This is a genomic window from Ruegeria sp. G2 (assembly GCF_056533505.1).
The window spans coordinates 84,050-108,348 of sequence record NZ_JBQFON010000001.1; the positions used below are offsets into that span (position 1 = coordinate 84,050).

Here is a 24,299-nt window from a genome sequence, read left to right on the forward strand (position 1 = left end):
CGTTGTGGCCAGTGCCAAGTAGGTAACTCAACCGCAGTGAGCGATTTGTGCAAGCATCGGCGTGTGAAAGTCTTTCTTTTCAGCGGGATAGATTTGAGCGCTCCACTTGATACCGACCGTAGTCGAGATTTTTGGTCTACGCTTCTTTGACCTGCGAAACGGTTTGGTTTCCAGCACTATCCGCACGCAGTTCAAGATCTGCCGCAGACGAGAGAACAAAACCAAGATTATCGCCAAGGACAAAGGGATAGATCACTGGTTGGGCATCTAGTGTCCCGAGCCCTATAGGACGCCCCACGGCTTCCAGAACGGCCGTTGCCATCCAACGCATGAGATCCGGTTCTTCTAAGGCAATGGCTTTTTTCCGAGTGAGGGTTTTGCCGTTGTCACTGCGATTTAGCAGTCCCCAGTCTATCTGGGACTGAAGGACCATGTTGGTCATTCTTCTCGTACCTTCGCGCTCGCCGTAGATTTCTGCCATCCGACGATGCACTTCAGCGGTGGTGCAGTCGCCTTGGAGCGAGGTCAATCGGCCAACGATTTCCGCCACTTTGGCAAAGAAGGGATATGTCACTATGGCCATGCCCCACGTAAGGGCAGCTGGTGATGTAGACGGTGACGATTGGAAAAGTTCCACGGCGCGTTGAGCAAAAGGCTCCAGATCCTTCCGCGGCTCTAACCAGAGGCGGTTCAGTACGGTTCTGGTCTTTTTCTTGGCGGATGGGCCTGAGTGAGCTTCATCCAGGAGAACATCAAGCTCGTCGAGCTCAGTGAGACCAGCTCTGACTTCCAGAGCTCTTTTTGCCCATTCAAGGCGGATGAAACGGTCAAATCCTATCTTAGGCGCTGTCGGTCGCATGCTCTTCTTTCTTCATTCTTATTTTCACAAACGGCACAATCAGTTCCTCTAACGCCATTCCTCCGTGAGCAACAACCATGTTCCCTTTGGGCACAAACGCGCCGCGTTCATTCGCGTAAACGGGCAAGAAGTCGGGCGGAAGTCCTGGACCGCTAAACTGAAATGCATCGATCTCTTGCGGAACAGACGCCGCGAGGTCCTCACTGCGATACGCTCTGACGCGTTCCCCCTTCATCTCTGATACAACACCCTGGCTAAGCCGTCCAATGCCCGCAGCATCAACATTGCCATGATCAGCAGTCAGGTAGATATGGTAGCCATGCCTACTGAGGATTTGAAACAGCGTTTCGATGAAGCCGGTATCACACCATTCGCGAATTTGGCTCGCAATCCCGCGTTTCCCGAGCATTGCGCCATGGACGATTTCATCGACCATGTCGACAACAAGGCCTGCAACTTTGGTGGTAGGATTCGAGAGCACTTCTTCCAGTCTTGCCAATTGTTCAGAGTGTTTGAGCCCTTTCTGGAATACGACTTCAGGCTGCTTGAGCTCGTTCTCCTGCCAGAACTTAGTCCACAGAGAAGGCTCCTTCGCCGTTGTATCCATCGAGCCTTGAAACTCACGTGGCTTGAGGCCCGAAAAGAGCGCCTGGCGAGAGATTGACGTTAGCGTGGGCAGCCACGCAAAGCAGCCACCCTCGTCGGCGGAAAAGTCGGGAAGCTTGGCCGACAGGTGTTCCCTGATCTGAGCCCACTGGTCTAATGCCAGACCATCAAAGACAAGAAGAGCAATTCGATCTTCGCCAAAGCCTCTGCGCATCGCGAGATAGCGCGGCACGTGATGAACCATCACTGGCGCCTTTGAGACAGGTAGCGAGGGCAAGTCCGCAAAATGCTGAAGTACCCAATCCTTGAGGCGGGCATCGGCATCTCTTTGCAAGATCTGGAGCTGCCCCCGCAGGCTATCTGCATCCACCGCCTTTAGTTCGTTGAAGCGGTAGATGAGTTCTCCAAGGCGCCGTGCCGCTTCTACCCAATCTCGATGCGACGCCCCCTCAGAGGGTAGACTCGCCGCGATCCTTTTCGCTCCCTCCGACACCAAATGAACAAGTGCCTGAGGATCATCGATCAGGCCCACCTGTATCCAATCAGGAAGGTGTGCAGGGCGGGCGTGTGCTTCAATGGGTTGAAGGGCTCCCTCAAGGAACATGGTGTCTATAATCACCCTTACGTCGGGGTGATCAAAGGGCACGTCGAACGTATGGCCTTCGACCGGCTCTTGATCCCTATCGCGGGCATCAATTTCAACTCCATAATGTGAGACGAAACGCGCCCAAGATTCTTGTATGGAGCGTACCATAAATGGCTTTGAGGCGAGCAGTTCACTAATCGGAAGACTGCGAAGAGATGTGTCCCGAAGTACGGTTGTGACATGGTCTGCAAATAGGCTGGGGAGGCCCGCACCGCGATAGTGAAGCCGCAAAGCTTCTCGCCAGAAATCCTCCGGTCGATTCAGCAGATAAGGGCTCAGCCTGAAGATGTGCGTGAGGACAAAATCCTTGGTTGCGCCTTCTCCCAGTAGCTGCGTCGCGTGCTTCTGATAGGCTTGGAAGAGCTCTTCGTGGTGTTCAGCGTCAAGCTTGCGGACAACCCCATAATTCAGGTTGGGGAAGAGATCGGCCAAGCTCAAGCTGACTTGCCGTCCAGACCTGATGTAGTCCCAAGGGAGTGAATTGATGTCCGCGCCCCGCCACTGCAGGATGAGTGCCTTGGCGGAACCTTTCTCACCCGCATCCCATGCGGATCGATAACGCTCTTCATACTCCGTTCTAAAGGAAACAGAATCTTCGAAGGGGAGAACTTCGAAATCGCGCTCCCGAAGCCCGAGCAGAATGGTTTCATCCAAGAGCAGGCCATCCGGATCCAAGGCGATCCAGAAGCGAGACAGATCTGCGGGAAACTCCCGCAGGATACGATCAGCCCAAATACTCATCGTGCACCAGCCACCGTTTCACCAATTCGCAACACGAGGAGCGCATTGAGATCGGGCGAGTAAGATGCCGCAGCATCGAGCTGCGCCATACGAGCTTCATGTTCGTTCTGCAGCCGCTTCCGTCGATAATCACGAACAGTCTGAAGCCCCACTCTGCCAATCGCCTGGTGTCGAGCTTCGAAAGCGTAGAGTGCGCGTTCGCGTTCCTCCTCGATCCGAGCCTTGTGCTCTGTCACAAGATCAGAGAACATCCGCTCTCCTTGCGTGACCGCAGCCCCTTTCGATCTCTCGAAGCAGTCGCGCGGCGCATCGATCTGAGGCACATCAATCGGTTCGATCTGCTCCGTCAGAAGCACGTCCCAAATGCGTTTTGCCGTCGGTTGGAAGGCGCGCCCTTCATCATTGACGAAAACGGATAGGAAGCGGCGGCGGCTGAAATCGTCAGCTGCCAGACTGACTTCCCAAAGAGACCAAACGCCTTTCACACTATCAGGCAGACCTGTTATGCGGACAGCGGGGATGGGTTGACCGGCGATGCAACGCGGAAGATCGGCAATCAAAGCCTGCGCTCTTGGATCTTCCAGCGTGACCCACTCTACTTCGGGCCGATCTCCCGCGGTGCGCGCATCAAAACACACCGAAGATGACTCTGTGCCATCGGCCCACCGTATCCGCCAGGTATCGCCTTCCTTCTTGGCTTCTCCCCCCCGCGAAGGGAGGCCAGTTGTGATTGCCCGCTCCAGCCAAAACTGTGCCGGATGGTCTCGCCACTTGCGCGCATCATCGGCTTCTAGTTTATGGCCGTCGGCGAGCAGATCACTATTCTTCCGGTTCTCTGCCAACGAGGAACGAAGCTGCGTCAGAACGGCATCGCATTCTGTTTCGATCGATGCCGGGTCTTGGATCCCCTGAACAAAGAGTTCGTCGAACAGTGGCTCCGCCTCGACCGAATCCATCACATCGGCAACTTTGTCCACGCCGAATTCCTCGGCGATCACAGCGAGCTTTGTTTCGAGAACTTCGCGAACCCGATGCTCGACGGTGTCTTCGAGTACGAAATTGATGGCTCGCACAATATGCGGTTGCCCAATGCGATCCACGCGCCCAATACGCTGCTCGACCCTCATCGGGTTCCACGGCATGTCGAAGTTGATGATGACATGGCAGAATTGGAGATTGAGGCCCTCGCCGCCAGCGTCCGTCGAGATCAGAATACGCACATCCTTGGAGAATGCCCGCTGCGCGCGGCCACGCGCCTCAAGGTCCATGCTCCCATTAAGCGTTGCAACCGAGAACCCCCTACCTTCGAGAAATTCCGCGAGCATGGCTTGGGTCGGAACAAACTCGGTGAAAACCAGGACCTTGAGTTCAGGATCGTTTTCTTCCTGTTGGATCTTGTAGATCTGCTCGAGAAGAGCCTCGGCCTTTGCGTCGGTGCCTTGCGCCTCGGTCTGACGAGCGAGGAACAAGAGTGCTTCAACGTCTTTTCGCTCGTCATCCAAGGCATCGAAGGCCACGGCGATATCGATCTGGTCGTCACCCGTTAGCTCATGCCAGTCTCCGACACCTTCGGTGGAAAAGAGCTGAAGCTGTCGCTGGTCGTCGTCCAGGGCGAGGAGGCGCTTTTCCAAGGTTGCACGTATGGCTGCGGTGCTGGACGTCACCAAACGCTGCATGAGGATCATCAAGAAGCCGATGTGCCGCTGCTTCGATGCCATGGCTTGGTTATAGCCGTGGCGAACATACTCAGTGATCGCTTCGTACAACCCTTGCTGTGCTTTGTGTCGGTCAAGCCAGGCGACAGCCTGAATGCGGGTCATTCGTGGCTTGAACAGAGGCTTGCCTTCAGCATCGATCGCAAGCCTCTTCTCTGTCCGCACAACGAACGGGCGCACGCGGTCGCTCGAAACGCTGTTCTCATCGGGGAAAGAGTCCCGATCCAGCAGCTGCATCAGACGGTGGAATTGATCCGTTTTCCCTTGGTGCGGCGTTGCCGACAAAAGCAGAAGGTACGGGGCAGCTTCGGCAAGTGCCGCGCCCAACTTGTACCGCGCAACCTGATCCGTGCTGCCTCCCATTCGGTGAGCCTCGTCGATGATCACAAGGTCCCAGTTGGCCGAGATCAGATCTTCGAACCGTTCACGATTGTAAGTGCTGAGTTGCTCCGCGCTCCATCCGCGCCGCCCTTCTAGCGGTTTCACCGAATCCAGCGAACAGATCGCCTGATCGTGCAGCCGCCAGAGATTCTCCTCATCATCTCGGAACTGACGATATGCCGAAAGCTCTGACGGCTCGATGAACTGAAAGTTCTCACCGAAGTGCAGGCGCATCTCGGCCTGCCATTGCCGCACCAGCCCCTTGGGCGCGACGACAAGGATTCGCTTGGCCATGCCGCGAAGCTTCAACTCCCGGAGGATCAGACCGGCTTCGATGGTCTTGCCAAGCCCTACCTCATCCGCAAGCAGATAACGGATCCGATCTCTGCTCATGGCGCGGTTCAGGGCGTAAAGCTGATGTGGCAAAGGAACGACGCTCGACTGGATCGGCGCCAGAAGCAGGTTGTCCTCCAGCGCATCCAGTAGCTTTGCCGCGGCGGCCGTGTGCAGGATCTGATCCACTGTCGTTCGGACAGCGTCGAGTGGCCCTAGCTCCCGGGACCTGGCACGGACAACGGCATCCTTGCCCGGGAGCCAGACGCGGTATGCGGTTTCGCCCCACATCTCCTCCCGGTCCACGACGCGGCAGGGTGCTGCATGTCGTTCATGCCAGCACCACGCGCCAATGACAAAGTCCTGGGAGGCATGCGTCACGCATCAGCCTCCGTGCGGGTCAGCGCCTGGTCGTACCAGAGCAGGAGCTTTTCATCCTCTTGCAGCGTTGCGTCTGGCAGCTTCTCGGCGATGCCAATGATTGTCTTGTAGTCCTTCGCACCCCAGGCAGTCTTGAAGCCCACGCGCAATACCTCGAGGCGCGACTCCTTGAGCTGGCGCTTGTTTGCGGTCTTATATGCCTCGAACTCCTTCAGGAGCGACCTTTCACGTTTCCGTTCTAGATCCTTCGCCTTGTTCGGATCGGGCACATACCAGCGGTCCTTCGCTTTTGCCTTCAGGCGCGTGTCTTCCTTTTCCAGACCACGGAGATCCTTGAAGTTGGTCGAAAGGTAGCTGTGGATCTGGTTGGGCACATCTTCTTTGCCTTCATATTGAAGGAAGTTGTCCTCTAGGAGAGCTGCTAGCTCAGGTCGAGTTTCGTGCTTCTTCCACCCAGCTCCAAGCTGACTCATGAATTCCGGGTGTAACTCCTGATAGGTAGATGGTCTTTTCTTCAAAAAGTCGGATAGCCAATCGATGGCACTTCGTTCGTCTGCGATAAAGAGTTCCATCTGAGGAGCCTGAGCGGCTCTCGACCTAACTTTGTCATACCCAGATACTTGTTCTGGCAAAAATATCATGCCATCGCGTTCGACGAAGCGTTGCTTAAGCCCCTCTTGAAACTCTTGCGACGACAATGGGACAGGCAAGCTGTGCCTCACGAACCAAGCGACCATCCTATCAAAGATAATCCTTGGTTCGCGCTCCGGTATAAAATCGAGGATACCTGAAACAGACTTTGTGACCGGTAGATATCCAAGATGGGACCGGGCGAAGTCCCAAGCGGATTCTTCCCCGCCACCGCTCTGGGATATTCTATCCTCAAGTCCGCCATTCGGCTTGTAGGCAGAAATTACTAGATCTTGCTTTACCGCTGTTGTCGTTGTGACAGCCTTGAATCCTTTATGTGTTTTCTCTAGGACCGAAACGTTTGCAACGACGAAACCAGCTTCCTGCAACGCGGTCTGAATCGAGTTCCACACACTTGCCTTAGTATTCGAGAATTCAATAGTCATCCACCTCCCTGGCTTCAAGACGCGATATGTTTCTTTAAAACAGCTAGTCATAAGGGAACGATAATCGTCCACAGACTTTTTTTGGGTCTTGTTTTCGATAGCTTCATGCTGCTGGTTCGTCGTCACTCGAAGCCAAGACTCCCACAAAAAGTTAAGCTCGGAGTACATGATGTTCGCTCCGAACGGGGGATCGATAAAAATATAATCCAGTGAGCTATCTGGAATTGGAAGGCTTGTAGCGCTTCCATTTGTAACAATTGCATCTTTCCTCGGAGCGGTGAAAGGAACCGATTTTATTCGAAGTCCAAAGCGTTCCAAGGGATTGGTCTCAACCGATATTGAGCTGATGTAGAGCGTTCCTTGAAGCGTCTGGCCAATTACACCTCCGCCACCGCCAAAGTAATTTGACGCCAAAAGGCGGTTTAGGCGGTTTGTCCAAGCCATTGAAGACGTAAACCACAGACCAAGTGCCGGACACTCATGAAGCTCCTGAAAAATTTGCTCTCGTAGATGTGCCAGGACAGACAAAGTTCGGTTGGTATAAAAATGGTGGGCGTGGGTGACGCCAATCCTGAGTGGCTCGCCTGTCTTGTCTCCCTTCATCAATGGAGTGACGGGATACCAATCGCGAGGCGGGCTGTTCGTACTCTTTTCAAAGATCGCCAAGTCAGCTTCGTCGAGTTTCTTCTCGAACCTTTTTTTGCCGATCGAGTAGTTTAGCGCCACGGGAACTTGCTTTATTTGACGATGCTCTTTTGAAATTCCTTCGTCCAAGTAGGTAGTCCAGGCGCGATCCAGCTTTCTTTTTGATAACTCCGCACTACAGCTAGGACAATTAAATGTATTGGCGACTGCTCCCTTTTCTCTGTCAACGGCCGAGTTCCAATAGTTGATCTCTTCTTGGCATTCGGAGCAGATAAAAACATCTGACCAGATTACGAAATTCACCCACCCAACAGGGCCAACATCCGTCAAAACAGGATTGTCATCCGAATGTATGAGCTTCGCTGCCTCACGGACCACTTCAGGTTTTGGCTCGTGAAGGGTTTGATACATCCATCCGAACTTATCGCGGGCTTTGCCAAGAATTCTTTTGGAGCGCTCCTCAAAATCTAGAATGTCGACTGGTGTGTTGAACCCATGAGCGATAAACGAAGCTGCTGGCGACAAATCATTCAAGACACAGAAACGGCGCCCGATCTTTGAAACGGGAACCCACCCTGACTGTCCAATTTCATCTCTCTTTTCAAAGATGGTTCCTTCGTCGTCAACCCGGTAGCCTAACGACTCTACTTCACGCCGATCCCCGCAAAACTGGGCTGCAACACCGGTCATACCGGTCCCGCAGAAACCGTCCAGAACAACGTCACCTGGCCGCGTGTAATGTAGGATGTATCGCATCACAGCCTTGTGCGGCACCTTAGTGTGGTAACTGTGTGCGTTATAGACTGCCGCGTTTTTCCCTTCTTTCACGTCAGATGCAAACGGCTCTTTTTTGTACTCGTCATTTCCATCATAGGATGTTCCATGATGGCTCACATACGCATCAAGCCAAGGGTTTGGGCAGGCGGTGTAATAGGGTGGATCTGACATGGCGAGGATTGCGTCATCAGACCCTTGGGGAAAACCCTCTTGAGAACGAAATTCAGGTTCTTTCAGCTTCTCTGCCAAGAGCTTCAGAAAGTGCTCCCTGCGCGCGTCATCGCTCGGAAATGTTTGACCGAGGCATTCAACTTCGCTCGACTGGTTGCTTTTCTTTGTTGCCTGATCGAATAGGTCATTCATGTGGTTATTCCTTTACGCAGCGTCAAGCTTAGCGCGAATACTCGGGTAGGAATACGGCGTGTCTTGTTCGCCGCCATGCTGAGCGGTCATCTCGTCAACAAACCTCTGCCAGTGCTCGCGGGACGCAGGGAAAATTGATGCGGTTAATTTAAAGACTTCGACTAGCACATCCGAGGTGCCAGATGCGTAAGAGATCTGGCTGTTGCCTAGGATCGCTTCTAACAAACTGCGGACGTCGTCGGCGCTAAAATGCGACGCCAAGGGGATAACAACAGATTGTCCTAGTTTTTCAGCCTCTCGATAACTCCCGACGGCAGAATAAATCTCAATCCCAAACGAAACAAATTGTTTGCTAGGGTTGTCCGAGAGCAGCTGAATTCGTTCTTCGGTGCCGTAGCTCGTAAACTTTGCGAGCAGTGAATCGACAAGTTCGGGCACTTCAAACGCGTCAAAGACGAGGTGTTCTTTTAGGTCGTCAATTGGGCACTCTTCTATGAGGCGGACTAAACGCAGCTTGACTGGTTCGCTGAGCCAAGACCAAAGCTGTGGTTCAGCCCCTAGGAAGGTGCAGATATTGAGCAGTCTTTCATCTGCCACGCCGTCAAAGAACTGCCCGACAAAGGGTCTGGCGATTTCTTCGAATATGGGCGTCTTTCGTGCGGCGACTTCGCTCAACGTCCACGCTAACTGCCGCTTCTTTCTAAGGAGTTCGTCTTCACCTTCAAGAAAAGGCGCTTTCAAGAGAACCTTGATTAGGTTGGCGACCAAAGCATCCTTCGAACGGTTTAGGTATTTGGCAAAAACGAATGTTCTGATGCCATCTTGGGTCGATGGGAAGGACGGACTTAGAACGTCTGCTTTGAAACGATTTAGGGCACTCTTGCCTTGCAGTGGTGCGTGTATGAGCAAGCATTGCAGTGCGTGCACAAGATGCGATCTGACTAAATCTGGAGACGGCTGGAAAAGTTCGTCCTCCGTAATAAAGGCTGGATGCGCGCACATGTGTCGATCGTCTTGAATTCGTTTGAGAGTCTCGTGTTCATGCGGCGTTACTAGTTGCAATTCGTCTTTTGCCGTTTCGAGCAACTCGCGCTCTAAGGATTGCATTTGAACAATGTTTTTGTGCTCAATAGCGTTATCGATCTTTGCAACAAATGTTGTGGACGCGGCGTCTCCTTGCGCTGCCAACTCCCGTGCTTTTGAAAAAACATCATGCACTACTGCAATCCACGCCGACATAATTGCAGATCTTAGGGCGCCACCACGGTACGCTGTTATGGCCTCTTCGATCAGCCGCCGAGACTCTTGATCGCGCACGGAAAGCGCAAGAACGTCAATGTCAGTTACTGCCTGGTTCGACATGTCCCTCACTCCACCACAAAGCGCAGTTTTGTGGCGTCCTTGCCCTTGCAGCGATCGTTCAGGAACGCCTCGAACCGCTTGCGCAGGTCTTCGGGTGTCGCGGGCGATCCACCCTGAAGCAGGGCCTGCCGGATGTCGCTACCCGAAACGACGACCTTGTCGAGGCCGGAAAGCGCCTCTTGCACAGCGCTGATAAACTCGGGCGTGACCGGATCAGGCAACGACTTGCTGTCGACAAAGCTGGTGACGATCTTGCGCGAACCTTCCTTGAGCAGTTCGAAGTTCGACTGGATGATTGGATCCTCGAGGTTGTCTCGAAGCGTCTGCACCCATCCGTCCAGCAGCTGATCGAGCTCATCATCGAGCTGCTTGAGCACATTGGCGGCGGGCAACATATCGCCTTGCTCGTTCGCTGGGCGGAAGTTGCAGTGCGGACAAACCGGGCTGGCCGCGAGTTCGGAGTCGATCAGCGAGGCGCAGCTCTTCAACTTGTCGAGCTTCTCCTCGAAGGTGGTGAGCTGACTTGTCGGCATCAGCGAAATATTCGCTAAAACCCGCATGGCGACGAGACGGGAGTCCTTGCGCAGCGCGGTTTTTGTCTTGTCCTCAGACACCCCGAGCCGTGCCTTGCTGTGCAGGCCGACATACGCCGCCACATAGTCCTTTTTGAGCTTTGCGAGCGTCTGCCGGTGCTCGGATCCGTTTTGTCCAGTGCGGCTCTCCGACAATGCGTCGAGAACCTGTTTGCGCGTATCCTGAGCCTGCTTCACCCATGCGTGGTCAGACGGTAGCACCATCTCGGCTTGACCAAGGTAGCTTGCCGTGTTCCCGAGCTCACCGATCAGGCTGATGAGCCCCTCGACGGAGTTCAGAACGTCGAGGTTTTTCTTCTGGGCTGCGATGTCGTCAGACCCAATGCGCAGGTTCTTGAGCTTGCCGACCGTGTTGTAGGGCGACATTTTTTCTGAGAATGCCTTGAGCTCGTCGAGCTTCAATCTCCAGTCGCTGATTTCTTCGTCGCGCAGGAGAGGCTGACCCCAGAAGCTCAGCCGGTTCGCCATATCGGTGGAGGCTGCAAGCACGCGTTTGGTGAGTTTGCTGACCTCCTCCTGAAGCGCCTTGACCGGCTCGTCCGAACCTTGCGTGGCCTGCTGCGCTAGACCAGGCGGCAGCTCCAGCATCTCGAACAGTGACCGAAGCACTGCAACGTTGATTTCCTTCGGCGCTTCAATGTGCTTGAACTGCTTCAAATCATCAAGGGGACGGCCAGCGAGCAGCCCGATCTTGCCGGAGTCAATCTTGTCCCCGGTAATCGCCAGGACGATGTCACCGGAATAGACCAATGAACCGAGCACTGTAACTAGGAGGTCGGTCTCGAGCCGGTATTTGTCAGGGCTGAAATATTCGATATCCGCATTGCCAACGAGCAACTCACTGCGATTGAGCACTTGCCCATGACCTTTGGCCTTCAGACGCCCGAGAACCTCTTGCGCGTATCGAGATTGAACTGGGTCGATACGATCACCATCGAGCATTTCGAGGCCATCCAGGACGATCACAGCATCTTTCGTACGGCTGCTGCCGGTCAGAGCACGAAGCGCGTTGCCAATGAGCTGCTTTCGATTGGACTCCGTCACCAGCGCTGAGAACGTTGGGTATTCAGGCGAAACATCTGCGAAGCGGCTGCTCAGCGCGATCCCCGCGATCACGTTGACGACATCGCGGAAGTTGATGCGCTCGTCAGGCCCCAAGCGAGCCTTGTCCCTGAGCGAAATGCCCTTTGTCCAATCCCGAAGTGTCTTGGACTTGCCCTGGAAGGTGACCTCGAATGCCTCCAGCTGTCTTTCCTGCAGCCATTTGCTCATTTCGCGCAGCGTGTCGCGAACCCGATCAAGATAAACGCCCTTGGCACCGCCACTAGCCGTAGATGCGAGCTCCTGCGCAGCCGCATAGAAGCTCAGCAATCGCTTGATCGTTTCGTCAGGCGATTTCAGGCGGAAGAACACTTCGTCGGGCTTTTGTTCGTCACGGAAACGCGGGGGATCGAAAGGCTGAATGAAGTACAAATAGAAATCGCGCTCAGGTTGAGCGGTCGGCCGGTCATTTGGTGCGCCGAAAAACAGATAGCCAATACGTTCAACGCGGCGTTCCTGCCACTCGATCTGGTACTGCCAAATCTGGTGACCCGTCACGTAGCTGGACTCGTCCGTGCGCTCCATGAGCTGGCGAATGGCGCCGTAGTAAGCGCGATCGAGCGCATCCTCGGAGAGGGCCTCGGCCCGCTTCTCGATTTGCGCGTCGTAGTCGACGTCTTTCTTCAGGTCGAGATAATATTGCTCGGTGTCTGGCGCTTTGGAGATGAACTGACCATTTACCGTCTTGAGGGTCTCTCGAAGCGTGGTCTGGACTGCTGTGAGTAGATCGTCGGACGGGTCGCCACCCATGTCTTCAATACCCGGCTGAAACAGGCACAGCGTGTCGCGCAATTCCTCAGCCGTCGGTCCGACGGGAACATAGATGTCCCCACCCGTCGTCAGACGATGGACTGAAAGACCATCAATGATGCGAAGCGCCATCGGCTTATATGCAGGACGAGTGAATGCCTTGGAGACCCTCTCCGCAAGCACTTCTGAAACTTTGAGAACTGGCCCGATATTCGGATCTGAGCGCAGAACGGAGTTTGTTGCGACAGTGTCCCAAAACTTGTCGAAGCCGATTAAACCAGGCCGATCTGAAGGAACTTCATCGTCGAGGATTGCCTGGATCTGATCACGCAATGTCACCAAGGCACCTCGTTTCTCGGTGAAAACCAGGCGCTCAAACGTACCGATGTAGTCTGGGTGTACTGGGAACAAACGCACATACTCGTCCATCCGCTCATTCATTGAACCATAGAATTTCGAGAATGGGGCAAGGTAGGCGCGGATCTTGTCCTGCTGGTCCGCGGACTTCTTCAAGAGGCGTTCCGCGACAACGAAACTGACATCTTGTCTTGCCAGCAAAACCTGAGTGAAACGGTCCTTAACCCTCCGCAGGCTATCCGCCACATGTTGGAAGCGGCTGCTATCGAAGATCGCTTCCTGAACGCCTGCAACGAAACGGAACCGGAGATGTTTGGTAACCTCTCCGATCTCGCGGAGGAAGGACAAGTCGAGTACCAGTTCGTGGTCCTTGCGCGATCGCAGGTATTCGAGAAACTCATCGACGACGAGGAGAACACCTTGATCCGGGTGAACCTCCGCAAAGGCCGACATCATCTCCTCGAACGCAGCCTTGTTATTGATGACCTGATCGGCAGGCGGGAACGTGTAGTTCACACCGTGCTTTTCCAGGAAGACTTCAAGCTGTTGGGTGATGATGTCGCGCAATGACATCTGACTCGAAATCTCGATGCGATGCACCTTGAAACGACCTGCAATTGTCTTTGCAGCCTCAGCCACTTTGGGGTGCTGGATCATCGGCAAATAGGCATCGTCCTCAGCGACGAGTGACAACACCGACATCAAGTGCGACTTACCAGTACCATAGTTTCCGACTACCAAGACGCCTTTGTGGTCCACCGCCTCATCGAAGGAGAGCTGCGGGATCATGAGCTTGGCGATGCGTTCGGCCATGTCATCCGAGATGACATAGGTGGACACAAGCTTCTTGGCTTCGCCAGGACGATCTGCATCGAGAAGCTGAATAACCGATTCAATGGGCTCAAACTGAATGAGATCGCCGTAACGCATTGCCATCTCGAGATTTCCTTTCAATTTACTCTGAACGGAACCACGCCATCACAGCTGTAGTCCTGATATTCTGGATGTCCTGTCATTGCATACGACAGCCTGTTGTCTGTGAGCGTCCCCGGCCAAGCCGCAACAACCCGTCGCGCCTGAGAGTGCCGCCGTAGCAAATCGAGCGGACTTAGCTTCAGCTCCTGATCGAACAGGAGTTCGAGATTGTCCATGAGGAGAAGTCCTTCCCGCGAGAACTCATCCGCCAACCCTTTCAGAAGGTCGGCTGCTTGAAGGTGTCTCCGGGGACTCGGGATTGTGAGCAGTTCACGTCCGAGGGCGGCTCCGATGTTGAGGATGTGCAGCTTTCGACGTCCAGCCAGTTGGCGTAGCAAGTCGCTTTTCCCGGAATTTGGTGCGCCGATCAGCAGCAATAGCTTGCTGTTCACCACGGCAAGATCGTCGACAACGCGTTCAAGTGCCTCGATCATCCGCTTAGGCCTCCGCTCACAGGTGCCGAGACGCTTAGTGTTGAGTGCCCGATTTCGGGGGCGTTCATAAGGACAATCTGTTGGTCTTGCGGGCGCCTCGCTGCGGGATCTGTATCCAATCCCAAGCGCCTCAGCGCGTAATAGAGCAACGCGCGCCGCACCTTGATCTTCGCACTGCCGCCACGCATCCCGTAATCAAGGGCAATCACCTTTGCCTGCGTTTCTGACAAGTCGGGATGGGGTGCGACTTCAAGCACGACTTCCGAATTCCAGTCAAGATCATCATCGGCCGAGGCCTCGCTCGCGCGCGATCCACAAATCTCGATCATCCGGGAGAGAAGAAAATCCTTGAAACACCCGTCGGTTAGGCAGAACGCGCGGGCGTGCCAACGAAATCCATCGAAGGCAATTGCATGAGGTGCAATCCACCGCCATCGCGGATCCGGACTGGAAAGCGACTGGTATCGGATCTCTATCTGTTCGGACCGCCTGATCGCTCGCACAACGGAACGAAGAGTCACCGGATCAACTCCACGGACCGGCGTGGGCGCAGAGGCGAAGGACGGAAGATTGGCGATCCAAGAGTCTTCACGGTCAAGAATATTTTCGGCCACGGACCGCAGCTGAGCTAGATAGCGGCTCGCATCAGGCTCCAGGAATTGTGGTTGGAAATCATTGCCTCGCACGTAAGTCCGCGCACTCTTGTCGTAGATCATGTTTTCAGAGGCGAAGCCGATATAGCGGTTCAGGTCGGCGGACGCTTGGTTGACCGAAAGTCCAAACTGATCCATCAAATCGCTCCGGTTCACATGCCCCTCCCAGAAAAGACGAAACTCAATAAATTCGAGCCTTTGCTCGACTCCCCATCGAAGTCCCGTTTTTTCGTTCTTCAAGATGGCCTCCCAGCAATAAATGCGTACGAAAACTATGCGCGCACAATTTTTGGTCTGGCGCCACGCTAGCTTTGCAGCTGTTCAATTACAAGGCCGTTTTTGGTGTTTTTCAGGTGTTTAGAACACCACAGGGTTGTAGGGTTGGTGGTCTATTCGGAAGCATTGCTTGCGCCAGTCTACACATGGCGTCAGTGGGTTTTGAAGCGCGAGTGGCAGTATTGCGGATCGGCAGCTTTGCTAACCTCCCTGCAATACTGAAATCGTCTTTATTTAGGTCCGCCCAACATCCCTGACCGTGGCGGTCAACCTTAGTCCATCCCCAAAATCAGCCACCAATTTCCCGTGTCTCGCGAGCGAGCCATTCCTCGCGCAGCAAATTGGCGTCTGATTTTGGCGCAGACATTTTCTTCGCAAATGTGGCCGATTGACAGCCCCGTTCAGGGCCGTGGGTCGGGCTTTGCCCTCTCCCACTCTGTTCCGCCGAATACATGCGTATTCGGTCAGATCAGGTGGCCGAGGCGCAGCCCATCGGCGGAAGAAGGCACCAAGCCTCACCCGCGTCACTTTGATCGAGGAGGCCACAAATGGCACCGAAGTTTGATGTTTATGCCCATGTCACCGACACCATTATTGCAGAGATCGAGGCAGGCACGCCGCCATGGCGCAAGCCGTGGACAGGGAGCGCGTCCGGTATTGCCCTGCCGACCCGACACAACGGCGAGGAGTATCGCGGGATTAACATCCTGATGCTCTGGGTTATGGCGGCCAAGCATGGTTATGTGTCCAGCCGATGGATGACCTACAAACAGGCCCAAGAGCTGGGCGGTCAGGTCCGCAAAGGTGAGACGTCGTCCACCGTGGTCAAATACGGGACGTTCACCCGAGAGAACGAGTTGGGCATCGAGGAGGAGCTGCCCTATGCGCGCGCCTACCGCGTCTTCAATGCCGATCAGATCGAAGGTTTGCCCGAGGATTACTATATCCGGCCCGAGGCCCCGCGCGATCTTGGCACTGAGGCTGATCCCGAGCTTGAGGCGTTTTTTGCTCGCACGGGTGCGGAGATCGTGACCACCGATGAGCCGCGAGCCTATTACAGCCCGGCCAAGGATCACATCCATATGCCGCCCGTAGCGACCTTTCATAGTGCGAAAGGGTATTTTGCGACCCTTGCCCATGAATCAATCCATTGGACCGGTAGCGAAAAGCGGCTTGAGCGGATCAAGAAATTTGCGAACCGCGAAGCCTATGCCTTTGAGGAGTTGGTGGCGGAAATCGGCGCTTGTTTCCTTGGTGCCCAGATTGGCGTCGCGCCGGAATTCGACCAAAGCGCCGCCTATGTTGAAGGGTGGTTGAAAGCGCTCAAAGAGGACAAGCGGGCGATTTTTCGCGCGGCGTCCGAGGCCCAGAAGGCAGCCGATTTTGTCCTAGCAGCCGCAGGTCAATCGAAAGCGGCCGCAGCATGAACGGCCCCACAATTCTACCCCCGATGACGTGCCGCAAATGCGGCGCGTCAAATCCGGTGAAAATTCGCCCGAGTAAACAAATGTGCGTTTCTTCTTGAATATCTTGGCGCCAATTTCGTCAAAGTCTCATCCATTGATCAGCTTTGCTTTCTGGGTTTCAAACTCTTCCTGCGTAAGCGCTCCTGCTTCCTTCAAGCTCCACAGTTCGCCAATCTGTTCTGTGATTGATGTATTACCTTTTGAGGCCGTCGGTGGGAATGCCGAATTCGGCTTCGCGCCGTCCGCCTTCCGGACGGCAGCCTCAATATGGGCGGCGAATTCTGCAACCTGCTGAGCGCCTTGGTCAAAAAACATCTCACCGCGTTTTCCCCCCTTCTTGCGTTCAGTTTCGTAGAACGTGACTTCGTGGAGTGGCTTTTGTGGGTCGTCTACCGTGATTTGAATGGATAGCCTTTTGGTACCACTTGAGGACGTTGAAGAGCCAGAGAGGCCCCCGATAATCGCACCAACGCCGCCAAAGGCTACAGCGCCAACAGCAGCGCCTAATGCTTGGCTTCCCCTATTGGTTGAAGCCACCTGTGTGCCGTCTTTCAAAACTTCAGCTTTGACAATTCCTGAGAAAGGAATTTCCGAGCGGTAAGGTTGTTCTTGGGCTAAGATCGTGCCGCGAGCCTTTTGAAGGCCCACAACCATTTTCTCTTTCCTGAAATCGACCACAAGGAATGAGCTGTCATTGTGACTGACATGAATCTTCGCTTCCGGAAACTCATTCTCCAATTCCGTGCGCAAAGAATTGATCTTCTGCCCCTGAGAAATGCCAACAATAATCGCAATTACGACTACGGCGATTACAACGAAAATTATTACTTCCAAATTACCCTCCTCGGAGCCAAGCCTCGGCCCAAAGCTAATGTCCTCGATGTCTATCATTCCTCCTAAAGAGCTGCGCGCAAGAAGAAAATTGCTTCGTTGGACCAAATCGTTGCTCGGCTGAACAATGTCAAAAAATTGTGGCCCGTGCTGCTGCGCTCGGGCCGCTCTGAGAAACGGACTGTGCGGAGGATCGCCCGGCTTTCAGCCCGCTCACCTCCTTCAGGCTTCTTTCAATTTGATTAGTCCGCCCAACATCCCAGTCGCGTCCCGTCAATGGGCAAGCGCCGCGCGGGCGCGTCGTCAAAGACTGCAACCCGTGTCCTCGCGCGGAGCGCGCTGCGGGCCGCACCAGTTGCTGGCTTTGACCCATTGACCGGCCGCTCCTGGGCCGTGGGTCGGGCTGTGCCCCCACCCACTCTGTTCCGCCGAATACATGCGTATTCGGTCAGATCAGATTGGCCGGTGTGCAGCCCATCGGCGGAAGGGGAGCCAAGCCCCAACCGCAGCACCCAAGAGGAGGCCACAAATGGCTCACAAATATCAGCCCCCGAAATTCTGGACCTGCGACTGTGATCGCACGACCGGCGGTCACATCATCGACGGGCTTTATAGCGCCTGCGTCTATTGCGGAAAGCATCGGCACGAGCTGAAGGAGATCGTTGTCCCGTCCGGTTTGGGCGGCGTGTTCTGCGTCGAGATCCTCAGCGTCGAGGATGATTGCGCCAAGGTGAAGGTGGCCAAAAGCTCGAACGGCTTTGACGCGCTGCCGCCCTTCACTGTGCCGTTCAAGGACATAGCCCCGCGTTGGAAACACAAGGCGGGAGAAATCCGATGATCCCTGACTATCACAGCGATGATTTTGCGACGGCACGTCTGGAAGACACCGTCAGCTTGCGTAGCGCTGCCCGTGAGGCCCGCGCCTCGCTTTACGCGGTGTTGAACCGGCTGGAGCTGAACGATCTGGAGGGTGAGGAGCAGCCCTATATCGACGATTGTCTTGGGGCTCTCGCAATCCTTGAGGAGGCGTTGCGATGACCTTGGAAGAGATCAAAGCAGCAGTGGACGCGGGCAACCGCGTTCACTGGCTCAACAGCGGGTATGTGGTGACGCGTGATGACCTCGGACAGTACCTCATCAAATTCACGCGGAATGGGTCGGCTATTGGCTTGACCAGTCGGGATGGCACCCGCTTGAACGGCAAGCCTGACGAATTTTCCATCGAGGAAAACGCCGAGGATTGCCATGAAGTATTTTGACATTAAGCAGGCGGCCCGAGAGGGCCGCGCCAGTGTGCATCTGCATGGGTTCTGCAATCTGCCTGATGGCGGGCAGGAGTATTGTGATGATCCAGAACTGATTGATGGCTGGGCGATCTATGTCCGAGTTGAGACCCCGGGCGACCCGCAACAACCCTTTGATCTGCACGAGCTGCCCGATCATCAAACCTATGCCAGCGCCGAAAGCGCGGCCCGCGCAATAGCGCTGCAATTGCTTGGCGATGCTGAGGCGTGGAACCACGACTAGTGGTGCCATGCCTTGCGCATGTGGCCGGGCATTGCCCGGCGGTCGCAGCCTATGGCTGCTCCAAACGGAATACAGGTAGTTGATGCAATATTATAATATTGAATCAATTATGGCCAAATGCCATAACAGAGCTGCCTGTATGATGCTGGCAAGAAATAGGGGTGATTACTTCACATGGGCCGACCGCGCGCACCACGGCACAAGCGACTGACGCAGAACCAGCGTTTTGCCATCGTGCGCAAGCGTGCCGAGGGGGTGCCGATCGAGGATCTGGCCCGTGAATTCGGGGTAACGACCCGCAGCATCTTCTACACGTTGAAGGCCGATCAAAGCCGCAAGCTGGATGCACGCCTGCGCTCTGAACTGGTGAATGTCCGGCTGACGCCAAAGGAGCTTGCGAGCTTTGATGCGGTGCTGACGCGGCATGATATCACCAGCCGCGCCGAGGGGCTGCGGCGACTGATCCATGCTTCAAACGATCTCTTTGTTCCCGACGACGAACTGGCCAACCAGATGCAGGGACTCTCGGCCTCGCTCAATCGTACCGGCAACAACATCAACCAGATCGCGCAGCGTCTGAACGAAGCAAAGCGACAGGGCAAGACGCCGCCCTATGGCAATTCTGCCCATAGCCAGGTCCGCGCCTTGGCCGGGCTGATCTTCGACATCGCTGACCAGGTTCAAGATATGGCGCAGCGCCGCCGTAGTGCATTGTCCGGCGAGGTTGCCCGCGTTCTGGGGGGCTTTGCCGATGGCCCGGAATAGCGCCGTTGCCGCCGCGCAGGAGGCCTTCTTTGACCGCGACTGGAGCCGCATTCGCGGCAACGTTCCACGCGCCCGTGCCAAGCAGATGGCGCGCGCGGCCATGGGGCATTCACCCGCGATCTTCAAAGCCATTCGCGACGGCGGCACGCAGAACAAAGTGCAGCTGCGCAACCAGCTGGAATACCTCACAACCAAGTCGAGCTTCATCATCGACAGCCGTGGCACCTATGATGGCCAAAGCGTTCTGTCAGCCAAAGAGATCGAACAGGTCACGCGCCGGTTTTCAGCGCAATGGAATGAGGGGTTTCATCCCAAGCTGGGGAACACTTCTCATCTGTTGATGGCTTTCCCGATTGGCACGCGCGGCGAGGATGTTGCCGAGATCACGCGCGAGATCTGCGAGCGGTTCTTTCAGGGCGAAGGCAGCCATTTTGACTACATCGCCGCCGTGCATGAGGACCGGGATCACCCGCACGCCCACATCGTCCTGAACAGGCGCAGCAAGGATGGAGAGTTCTTCTTTCTAAAGGAAGGGCACCACTTCAACTACGACAGTTTTCGCGAGGCGATGGTGGAGGTGTCGGACCGCTATGGGTTGCGCCTTGAGGCGACGCGAAAGCTCGAGCGTGGCATCACGACGAAGAAGCCAAGCGATTTAGAGCTGCGCCGCGCGGAAACCACGGGCCAAAAGCGGACCGAGCGTGAGCGCGTGGGGCCAGAGCTTGATCGTGCGTTGGCTGAGGTGGCGCAGAATGCTCGGCTTTATCGCGGCCTAGCAGCCGAGGCCTCGCGCGAGAACCAGCATGACATTGCAGCAGCTTTGGAAAAGGCCGCGACTCTCTTGGCGCAGGGCAAACCGATTGAAGCAGATGGAAAGGTATATGGCATGGCCGAAGAACAGCATTCGTTTGATGAGGTCGTGGATGCCTTTCACGACAAGATCAACCAGGCCGAACGCATTGTGGCGGACGCCCCGGTAGAGCGGCGCGCGGCGTTCGAGCATGAGCTGAACGACATCTATCGCTCTTTGTCACATCTGAGCCCAATGGGAACGCAGTCCCATACCTTGCTCGAAGACGCGTCCCAAAGTGGGATTTATTCTGCCGCAAATATACGGGCCGAAGCTCAAGAAACGTTGCAGGATCCAGCACTGGCAAAACGTCTTCAGCAGGCTTTGAAAGGCACCGGCATAGACGCGCAGGATGTGACGCGTCGCGTCGAAATCGGCGCGGGAAACGCAGCGCTGGAGCGGCAGTGGCTTGGGCACGATTTGAAGGCGATTGCCGAGAAGGAAGGCTTTGACCTGTCACGCGCCGAAGAGCTCGAGAAAGCCATCGACCGCCTTGACCAGGTGCACAGTGATCTGGGCCGTGTGTTGGCAGATGCTGAGGTTCTTAAAGACAGTGGGACGGTGGAGACCGACCGGCAGGATGCCATCATCGACCGGCTGCCGCCAGCCACTGCTGAAATCCTGAGCCGTATGAGGGGCGACCCAACCGCAGATCCATTCCGAAATGATCTGGAACGCAAGACTTTACGTGCCGAGATGGAGGAGCTGGTCGGAGGAGAAGGTACCTCGGACTTGGCGATTGGCGATGAGACCACGCTGGAGGAACATATAGACGACCGCCTGGACCGGCTCTATGCGGCGAAGGCCTATCTGCAGAGCGATGCCGCTCTGGCGAACAGTTTGGCGATGGAGCATGTCCTCGACGAGATCGCCAATGAAGAAATTGATGTTCAACGCGAGCGGCATGTCGATGCCGATGGCGAAAAGGGCGTGACGCATGGGTAAGACGCGGATCGCACTCGGCGTCATGAGCTTTGCTCTTCTGGGAGCGGTGTTGGGCAATGTTCTGGCGTCGGCCTTTCTGACGTTCCGCTGGTTCGGGGTCGGGGCGGACATCGATTTTCTGATGTTGGCACGCAGCTATGGGGTTCTCCGAACGACCCATCCGGCCGATATGCAGATTGTTCACCTGATCGTGGGGGGCAGTACAGCAGCCGGTGTTTTGCTCAGTGCGGTCTTGATGAACGACGCTCTGACCAAATTTGGGGAAACCCACTGGCAGCACATGTCCGAGATGAAGCGCAACGGTTTCTTCGGCAAGCCTGGCCACGGCTTTGTGCTCGGAAAAATGGGCAAGCCCAAGAGCCGCAAACCCTTCGTGATGTCCAAGGTATTCCCCCATGCATTGATCGTGGCCCCGACCGGACGCGGGAAGACTACGGGTTTCGTCATTCCGAACCTTCTGACTTATCAGGGCAGTGCCGTCGTGCTCGACGTGAAGGGCGAAAACTTCGATGCGACGGCGCGCCACAGGGCCGCGCAGGGCGACAAGGTGTTCCGGTTCGCGCCAACAGATTGGAAGGATGGTCGCTCGCACCGCTACAATCCCTTGCTGCGAATATCGGCGCTGGAAAACGTCGACCGCCAGCAGATGGAGCTGCAGCTCCTGGCCTCCCTGTTTCTGCAAGCAGATAACGACCGCGTTCAAGGGCTTCTCGACGGCGGTATCGATCTATTCGTGGCGGCAGGGCTTTTAGCGTTCGAGCGCAAGCGACCGACCCTGGGCGAGATTTACCGCATCACCGCATCAGGCGGGGACAAGCAGAAGGAGTATCGCCGCCGCGCCGATGAAGTGGTCAATCCAGCCGCCAAGCTGATCTTCATGCGCATGGCCTCGACCAACAACGACACGCTGACATCCTACCTGTCGCTCTTGATGACATCTGGCCTCAAGCAGTGGTCAAACCCGGCCATCGACCGTGCGACCGCAACGTCGGACTTCGATTTTCGCGATATCCGAAAATCGCCGTTTTCGGTTTATCTCGTGGTCGAACCGCTGATGGTAAAACCGCTCGCGCCGTTGATCCGCCTGTTTTTCTCGGATTTGCTGGCATCGCTTCAGGATCATGAACCCGGCAAGGACGAACCCTGGCCGGTGATGATCATGCTCGATGAGTTCAACCGCCTCGGCAAAATGCCCATCGTTCTGGACAGCATCGAAACTCTGCGCTCTTACCGCGCCAATCTCGCGATCGTCACACAGACCATCCCGGCGCTAGATGAAATCTACGGCGAAAATGCCCGGCGTGCCTTGCAGGGCAACGCGGGCATCAAGCTCTATCTGACTCCCTCAGATGAGAAGACCATCGAAGAACTGAGCAAAGCGGTAGGGAAAACCACCAAGCGCGTTGTGACCCGCTCGCGCTCAGTCGGTCGCAACCCCTTCGCCGGTCGCAGTATGTCTGAACGGACCGAAGAGACCGCGTTGCTGCCCGAAGATGAAGCGCGGCGCATGGATCTTGATGACATTGTTCTGGTGGTCGACGCGCAAATGCCTGTGCGAGCCAAGCGGATCAAATACTATGAAGACCGGTTCTTTCAGCGGATCTTCGACAAGCAGAGCGGAGAGCTGCCATATCCCTCGGCCGGTGACCAGATGCGCGGGCTGCAAGGGCAGATCAAGGCGCTGGAGGCAAAGATTGGAGCGCTTGAGATGCCGAAAGCGGTTTCAGGTGACGGGTCCGAAAGCGGAGGGACTCGGCGCGAAGAGATCGATGCTTTGGCCAATGAAGAGCGGGGTCCGGCGTCAGGCGAAAAGCCTGGTTTGAGCGAGTATCAAGCAGGAGCTGAACGGGTGGAGAGATTTATGGAGGAGGCTGTTCGGGAATGAAGGGCGGAAAGCGGGCCTTCTCTGCGAGTGCGAGCTAACAATGAAGGCGCACAGAAAGTCGACATCCAGGAGACGCAAAACTCAGCTAGTGGCTTGCCTTGCCGCAAGACGGCGTCGTGCCCACAGCGGAGGGTTCAGGCCACAGGGCGCTTGGAGTTGGTCAAGTAGGTCTCTTCAGAAAAGACCCCCTTATAGACGCTTTCCTCCAAGAAGCTGAGGACCGTTTTAAGGTCGCGCTTGACTGATGGTAGAGCAATGCGACCACCGTCTTCGTCCAGCGCAAGCCCCACGGTTTCTGCCCGCGCGATGATCTCTGCGACATTGTGATCGACCAAGACACCCGATTTATGGATGCCCCGTATCAATTTTCGGCAGCGTTCATCCATATGGCTGTCGAAGACGGCTCGATTCTCGATGTGAAAAGATGGATGCTTTGCGAAGTCGTCGACTTCCTGAGCTGTCGCTTCGGCAAAATGCTCTTGAACTGTCAAGATCGACCGCAGCACGTGGAAGCTAACGAACATGACGGTGTCGCCGCGAACAACAGCGCCCAGCCGTTCATCCAGCGAAAACCCTTGCTCTGAAAGTCTGCCAAACTGGTTGTCGTTAAACGTCAGCGTCAGACCCTTGCGTTGCAGATACTGAGACGTCCGAAACTTCTGCATTAGAATATGCCCTTCGATCTGCTCGGAGTGCATGAACAGAGCTTTGACCCCAGCCTCGTCATAGTTGGTGATGTCTAAATGGCCGTAGGCCCCCGCGCCGTTGGCCAACGTCTCATTCAGTTGCGCAAGAAGATCAGCGTCCGTGATGCAAAGCAACTCGTTTCCGTCGGGCTTCCAATCGCCGTTAAACTCGATGGGCTCATCCTTGCCGTGAAAAAAGGACCGTTCCTGTTCATCGAAGATCGCTTCGACCTCGCCCTGCACGCCGGCTTCCAAGGGCACCCTTCGCACGACATTCTGCCCGTCCTGTTTACAAAGCGCGAAAAGCGTTCTCGGCATTG

17 protein-coding genes and 1 pseudogene are annotated in these 24,299 nt (G+C 55.5%); 8 read left to right on the forward strand and 10 right to left on the reverse strand.

Annotation, left to right across the window (positions count from 1 at the left end):
• Positions 1-136: 136 nt before the first annotated feature.
• From ACR0DU_RS00400 to ACR0DU_RS00435, 8 genes are read right to left on the reverse strand one after another with little or no spacing between them, the layout of a single operon-like run.
• Positions 137-859, reverse strand: coding sequence for a hypothetical protein (locus ACR0DU_RS00400; protein ID WP_298842927.1), 723 nt, complete (start codon positions 857-859; stop codon positions 137-139).
• Complete coding sequence (gene pglZ / locus ACR0DU_RS00405) at positions 840-2,852, reverse strand: BREX-3 system phosphatase PglZ (protein WP_480871849.1); 2,013 nt, start codon at positions 2,850-2,852, stop codon at positions 840-842. Before pglZ ends, ACR0DU_RS00400 begins: the two co-directional genes overlap by 20 nt.
• Positions 2,849-5,662, reverse strand: coding sequence for a DEAD/DEAH box helicase (locus ACR0DU_RS00410; RefSeq protein WP_480871851.1), 2,814 nt, complete (start codon positions 5,660-5,662; stop codon positions 2,849-2,851). The genes pglZ and ACR0DU_RS00410 overlap by 4 nt, the downstream gene beginning before the upstream one ends.
• Positions 5,659-8,523 carry a DNA methyltransferase gene (locus tag ACR0DU_RS00415; RefSeq protein ID WP_480871853.1) on the reverse strand — a complete coding sequence of 955 codons (2,865 nt, stop codon included), beginning with the start codon at positions 8,521-8,523 and terminating at the stop codon, positions 5,659-5,661. The genes ACR0DU_RS00410 and ACR0DU_RS00415 overlap by 4 nt, the downstream gene beginning before the upstream one ends.
• Positions 8,524-8,535: 12 nt before the next feature.
• Positions 8,536-9,885: a hypothetical protein gene (locus tag ACR0DU_RS00420; RefSeq protein ID WP_480871855.1), complete on the reverse strand. Its 1,350-nt coding sequence runs from the start codon at positions 9,883-9,885 to the stop codon at positions 8,536-8,538.
• A 5-nt stretch (positions 9,886-9,890) separates the two neighbouring features.
• Entirely contained in the window at positions 9,891-13,622 is a 3,732-nt protein-coding gene (locus ACR0DU_RS00425) for a DUF6079 family protein (RefSeq protein ID WP_480871857.1), read from the reverse strand.
• A gap of 14 nt (positions 13,623-13,636) precedes the next feature.
• The gene (gene brxF, locus ACR0DU_RS00430; RefSeq protein ID WP_480871858.1) at positions 13,637-14,095 is read right to left on the reverse strand and encodes a BREX-3 system P-loop-containing protein BrxF; all 459 of its coding nucleotides are present in this window, start codon (positions 14,093-14,095) and stop codon (positions 13,637-13,639) included.
• Positions 14,092-14,988, reverse strand: coding sequence for a BrxR family helix-turn-helix transcriptional regulator (locus tag ACR0DU_RS00435; protein WP_480871860.1), 897 nt, complete (start codon positions 14,986-14,988; stop codon positions 14,092-14,094). Before ACR0DU_RS00435 ends, brxF begins: the two co-directional genes overlap by 4 nt.
• A gap of 584 nt (positions 14,989-15,572) precedes the next feature.
• Here ACR0DU_RS00435 and ACR0DU_RS00440 point away from each other — a divergent pair.
• Positions 15,573-16,451 (forward strand): ArdC family protein, encoded by an 879-nt coding sequence (locus ACR0DU_RS00440; protein ID WP_480871861.1) that lies wholly within the window; start codon positions 15,573-15,575, stop codon positions 16,449-16,451.
• A gap of 126 nt (positions 16,452-16,577) precedes the next feature.
• On the opposite strand, the gene ACR0DU_RS00445 is transcribed toward ACR0DU_RS00440, so the two are convergent.
• Positions 16,578-17,381 carry an SHOCT domain-containing protein gene (locus ACR0DU_RS00445; protein WP_480871863.1) on the reverse strand — a complete coding sequence of 268 codons (804 nt, stop codon included), beginning with the start codon at positions 17,379-17,381 and terminating at the stop codon, positions 16,578-16,580.
• A gap of 469 nt (positions 17,382-17,850) precedes the next feature.
• Here ACR0DU_RS00445 and ACR0DU_RS00450 point away from each other — a divergent pair, with 469 nt between their 5' ends.
• From ACR0DU_RS00450 to ACR0DU_RS00480, 7 genes and pseudogenes are all read left to right on the forward strand, one after another.
• Positions 17,851-18,159 carry a hypothetical protein gene (locus ACR0DU_RS00450; protein ID WP_480871864.1) on the forward strand — a complete coding sequence of 103 codons (309 nt, stop codon included), beginning with the start codon at positions 17,851-17,853 and terminating at the stop codon, positions 18,157-18,159.
• Positions 18,156-18,359: a hypothetical protein gene (locus ACR0DU_RS00455; protein WP_480871866.1), complete on the forward strand. Its 204-nt coding sequence runs from the start codon at positions 18,156-18,158 to the stop codon at positions 18,357-18,359. The genes ACR0DU_RS00450 and ACR0DU_RS00455 overlap by 4 nt, the downstream gene beginning before the upstream one ends.
• Positions 18,356-18,559, forward strand: a pseudogene (locus ACR0DU_RS00460) (hypothetical protein); the annotation flags it as partial. The gene ACR0DU_RS00455 and the pseudogene ACR0DU_RS00460, both read left to right, overlap by 4 nt.
• 7 nt (positions 18,560-18,566) lie before the next feature.
• Positions 18,567-18,848, forward strand: coding sequence for a hypothetical protein (locus ACR0DU_RS00465; RefSeq protein ID WP_480871868.1), 282 nt, complete (start codon positions 18,567-18,569; stop codon positions 18,846-18,848).
• A 174-nt stretch (positions 18,849-19,022) separates the two neighbouring features.
• Complete coding sequence (locus tag ACR0DU_RS00470; RefSeq protein ID WP_480871869.1) at positions 19,023-19,613, forward strand: hypothetical protein; 591 nt, start codon at positions 19,023-19,025, stop codon at positions 19,611-19,613.
• Complete coding sequence (locus ACR0DU_RS00475; RefSeq protein WP_480871870.1) at positions 19,600-21,408, forward strand: relaxase/mobilization nuclease domain-containing protein; 1,809 nt, start codon at positions 19,600-19,602, stop codon at positions 21,406-21,408. The genes ACR0DU_RS00470 and ACR0DU_RS00475 overlap by 14 nt, the downstream gene beginning before the upstream one ends.
• Positions 21,401-23,293, forward strand: a complete 1,893-nt coding sequence (locus ACR0DU_RS00480) for a type IV secretory system conjugative DNA transfer family protein (protein WP_480871871.1) — start codon at positions 21,401-21,403, stop codon at positions 23,291-23,293. Before ACR0DU_RS00475 ends, ACR0DU_RS00480 begins: the two co-directional genes overlap by 8 nt.
• Before the next feature lie 134 nt (positions 23,294-23,427).
• On the opposite strand, the gene ACR0DU_RS00485 is transcribed toward ACR0DU_RS00480, so the two are convergent.
• Complete coding sequence (locus ACR0DU_RS00485) at positions 23,428-24,297, reverse strand: hypothetical protein (RefSeq protein WP_480871873.1); 870 nt, start codon at positions 24,295-24,297, stop codon at positions 23,428-23,430.
• Positions 24,298-24,299 lie beyond the last annotated feature (2 nt).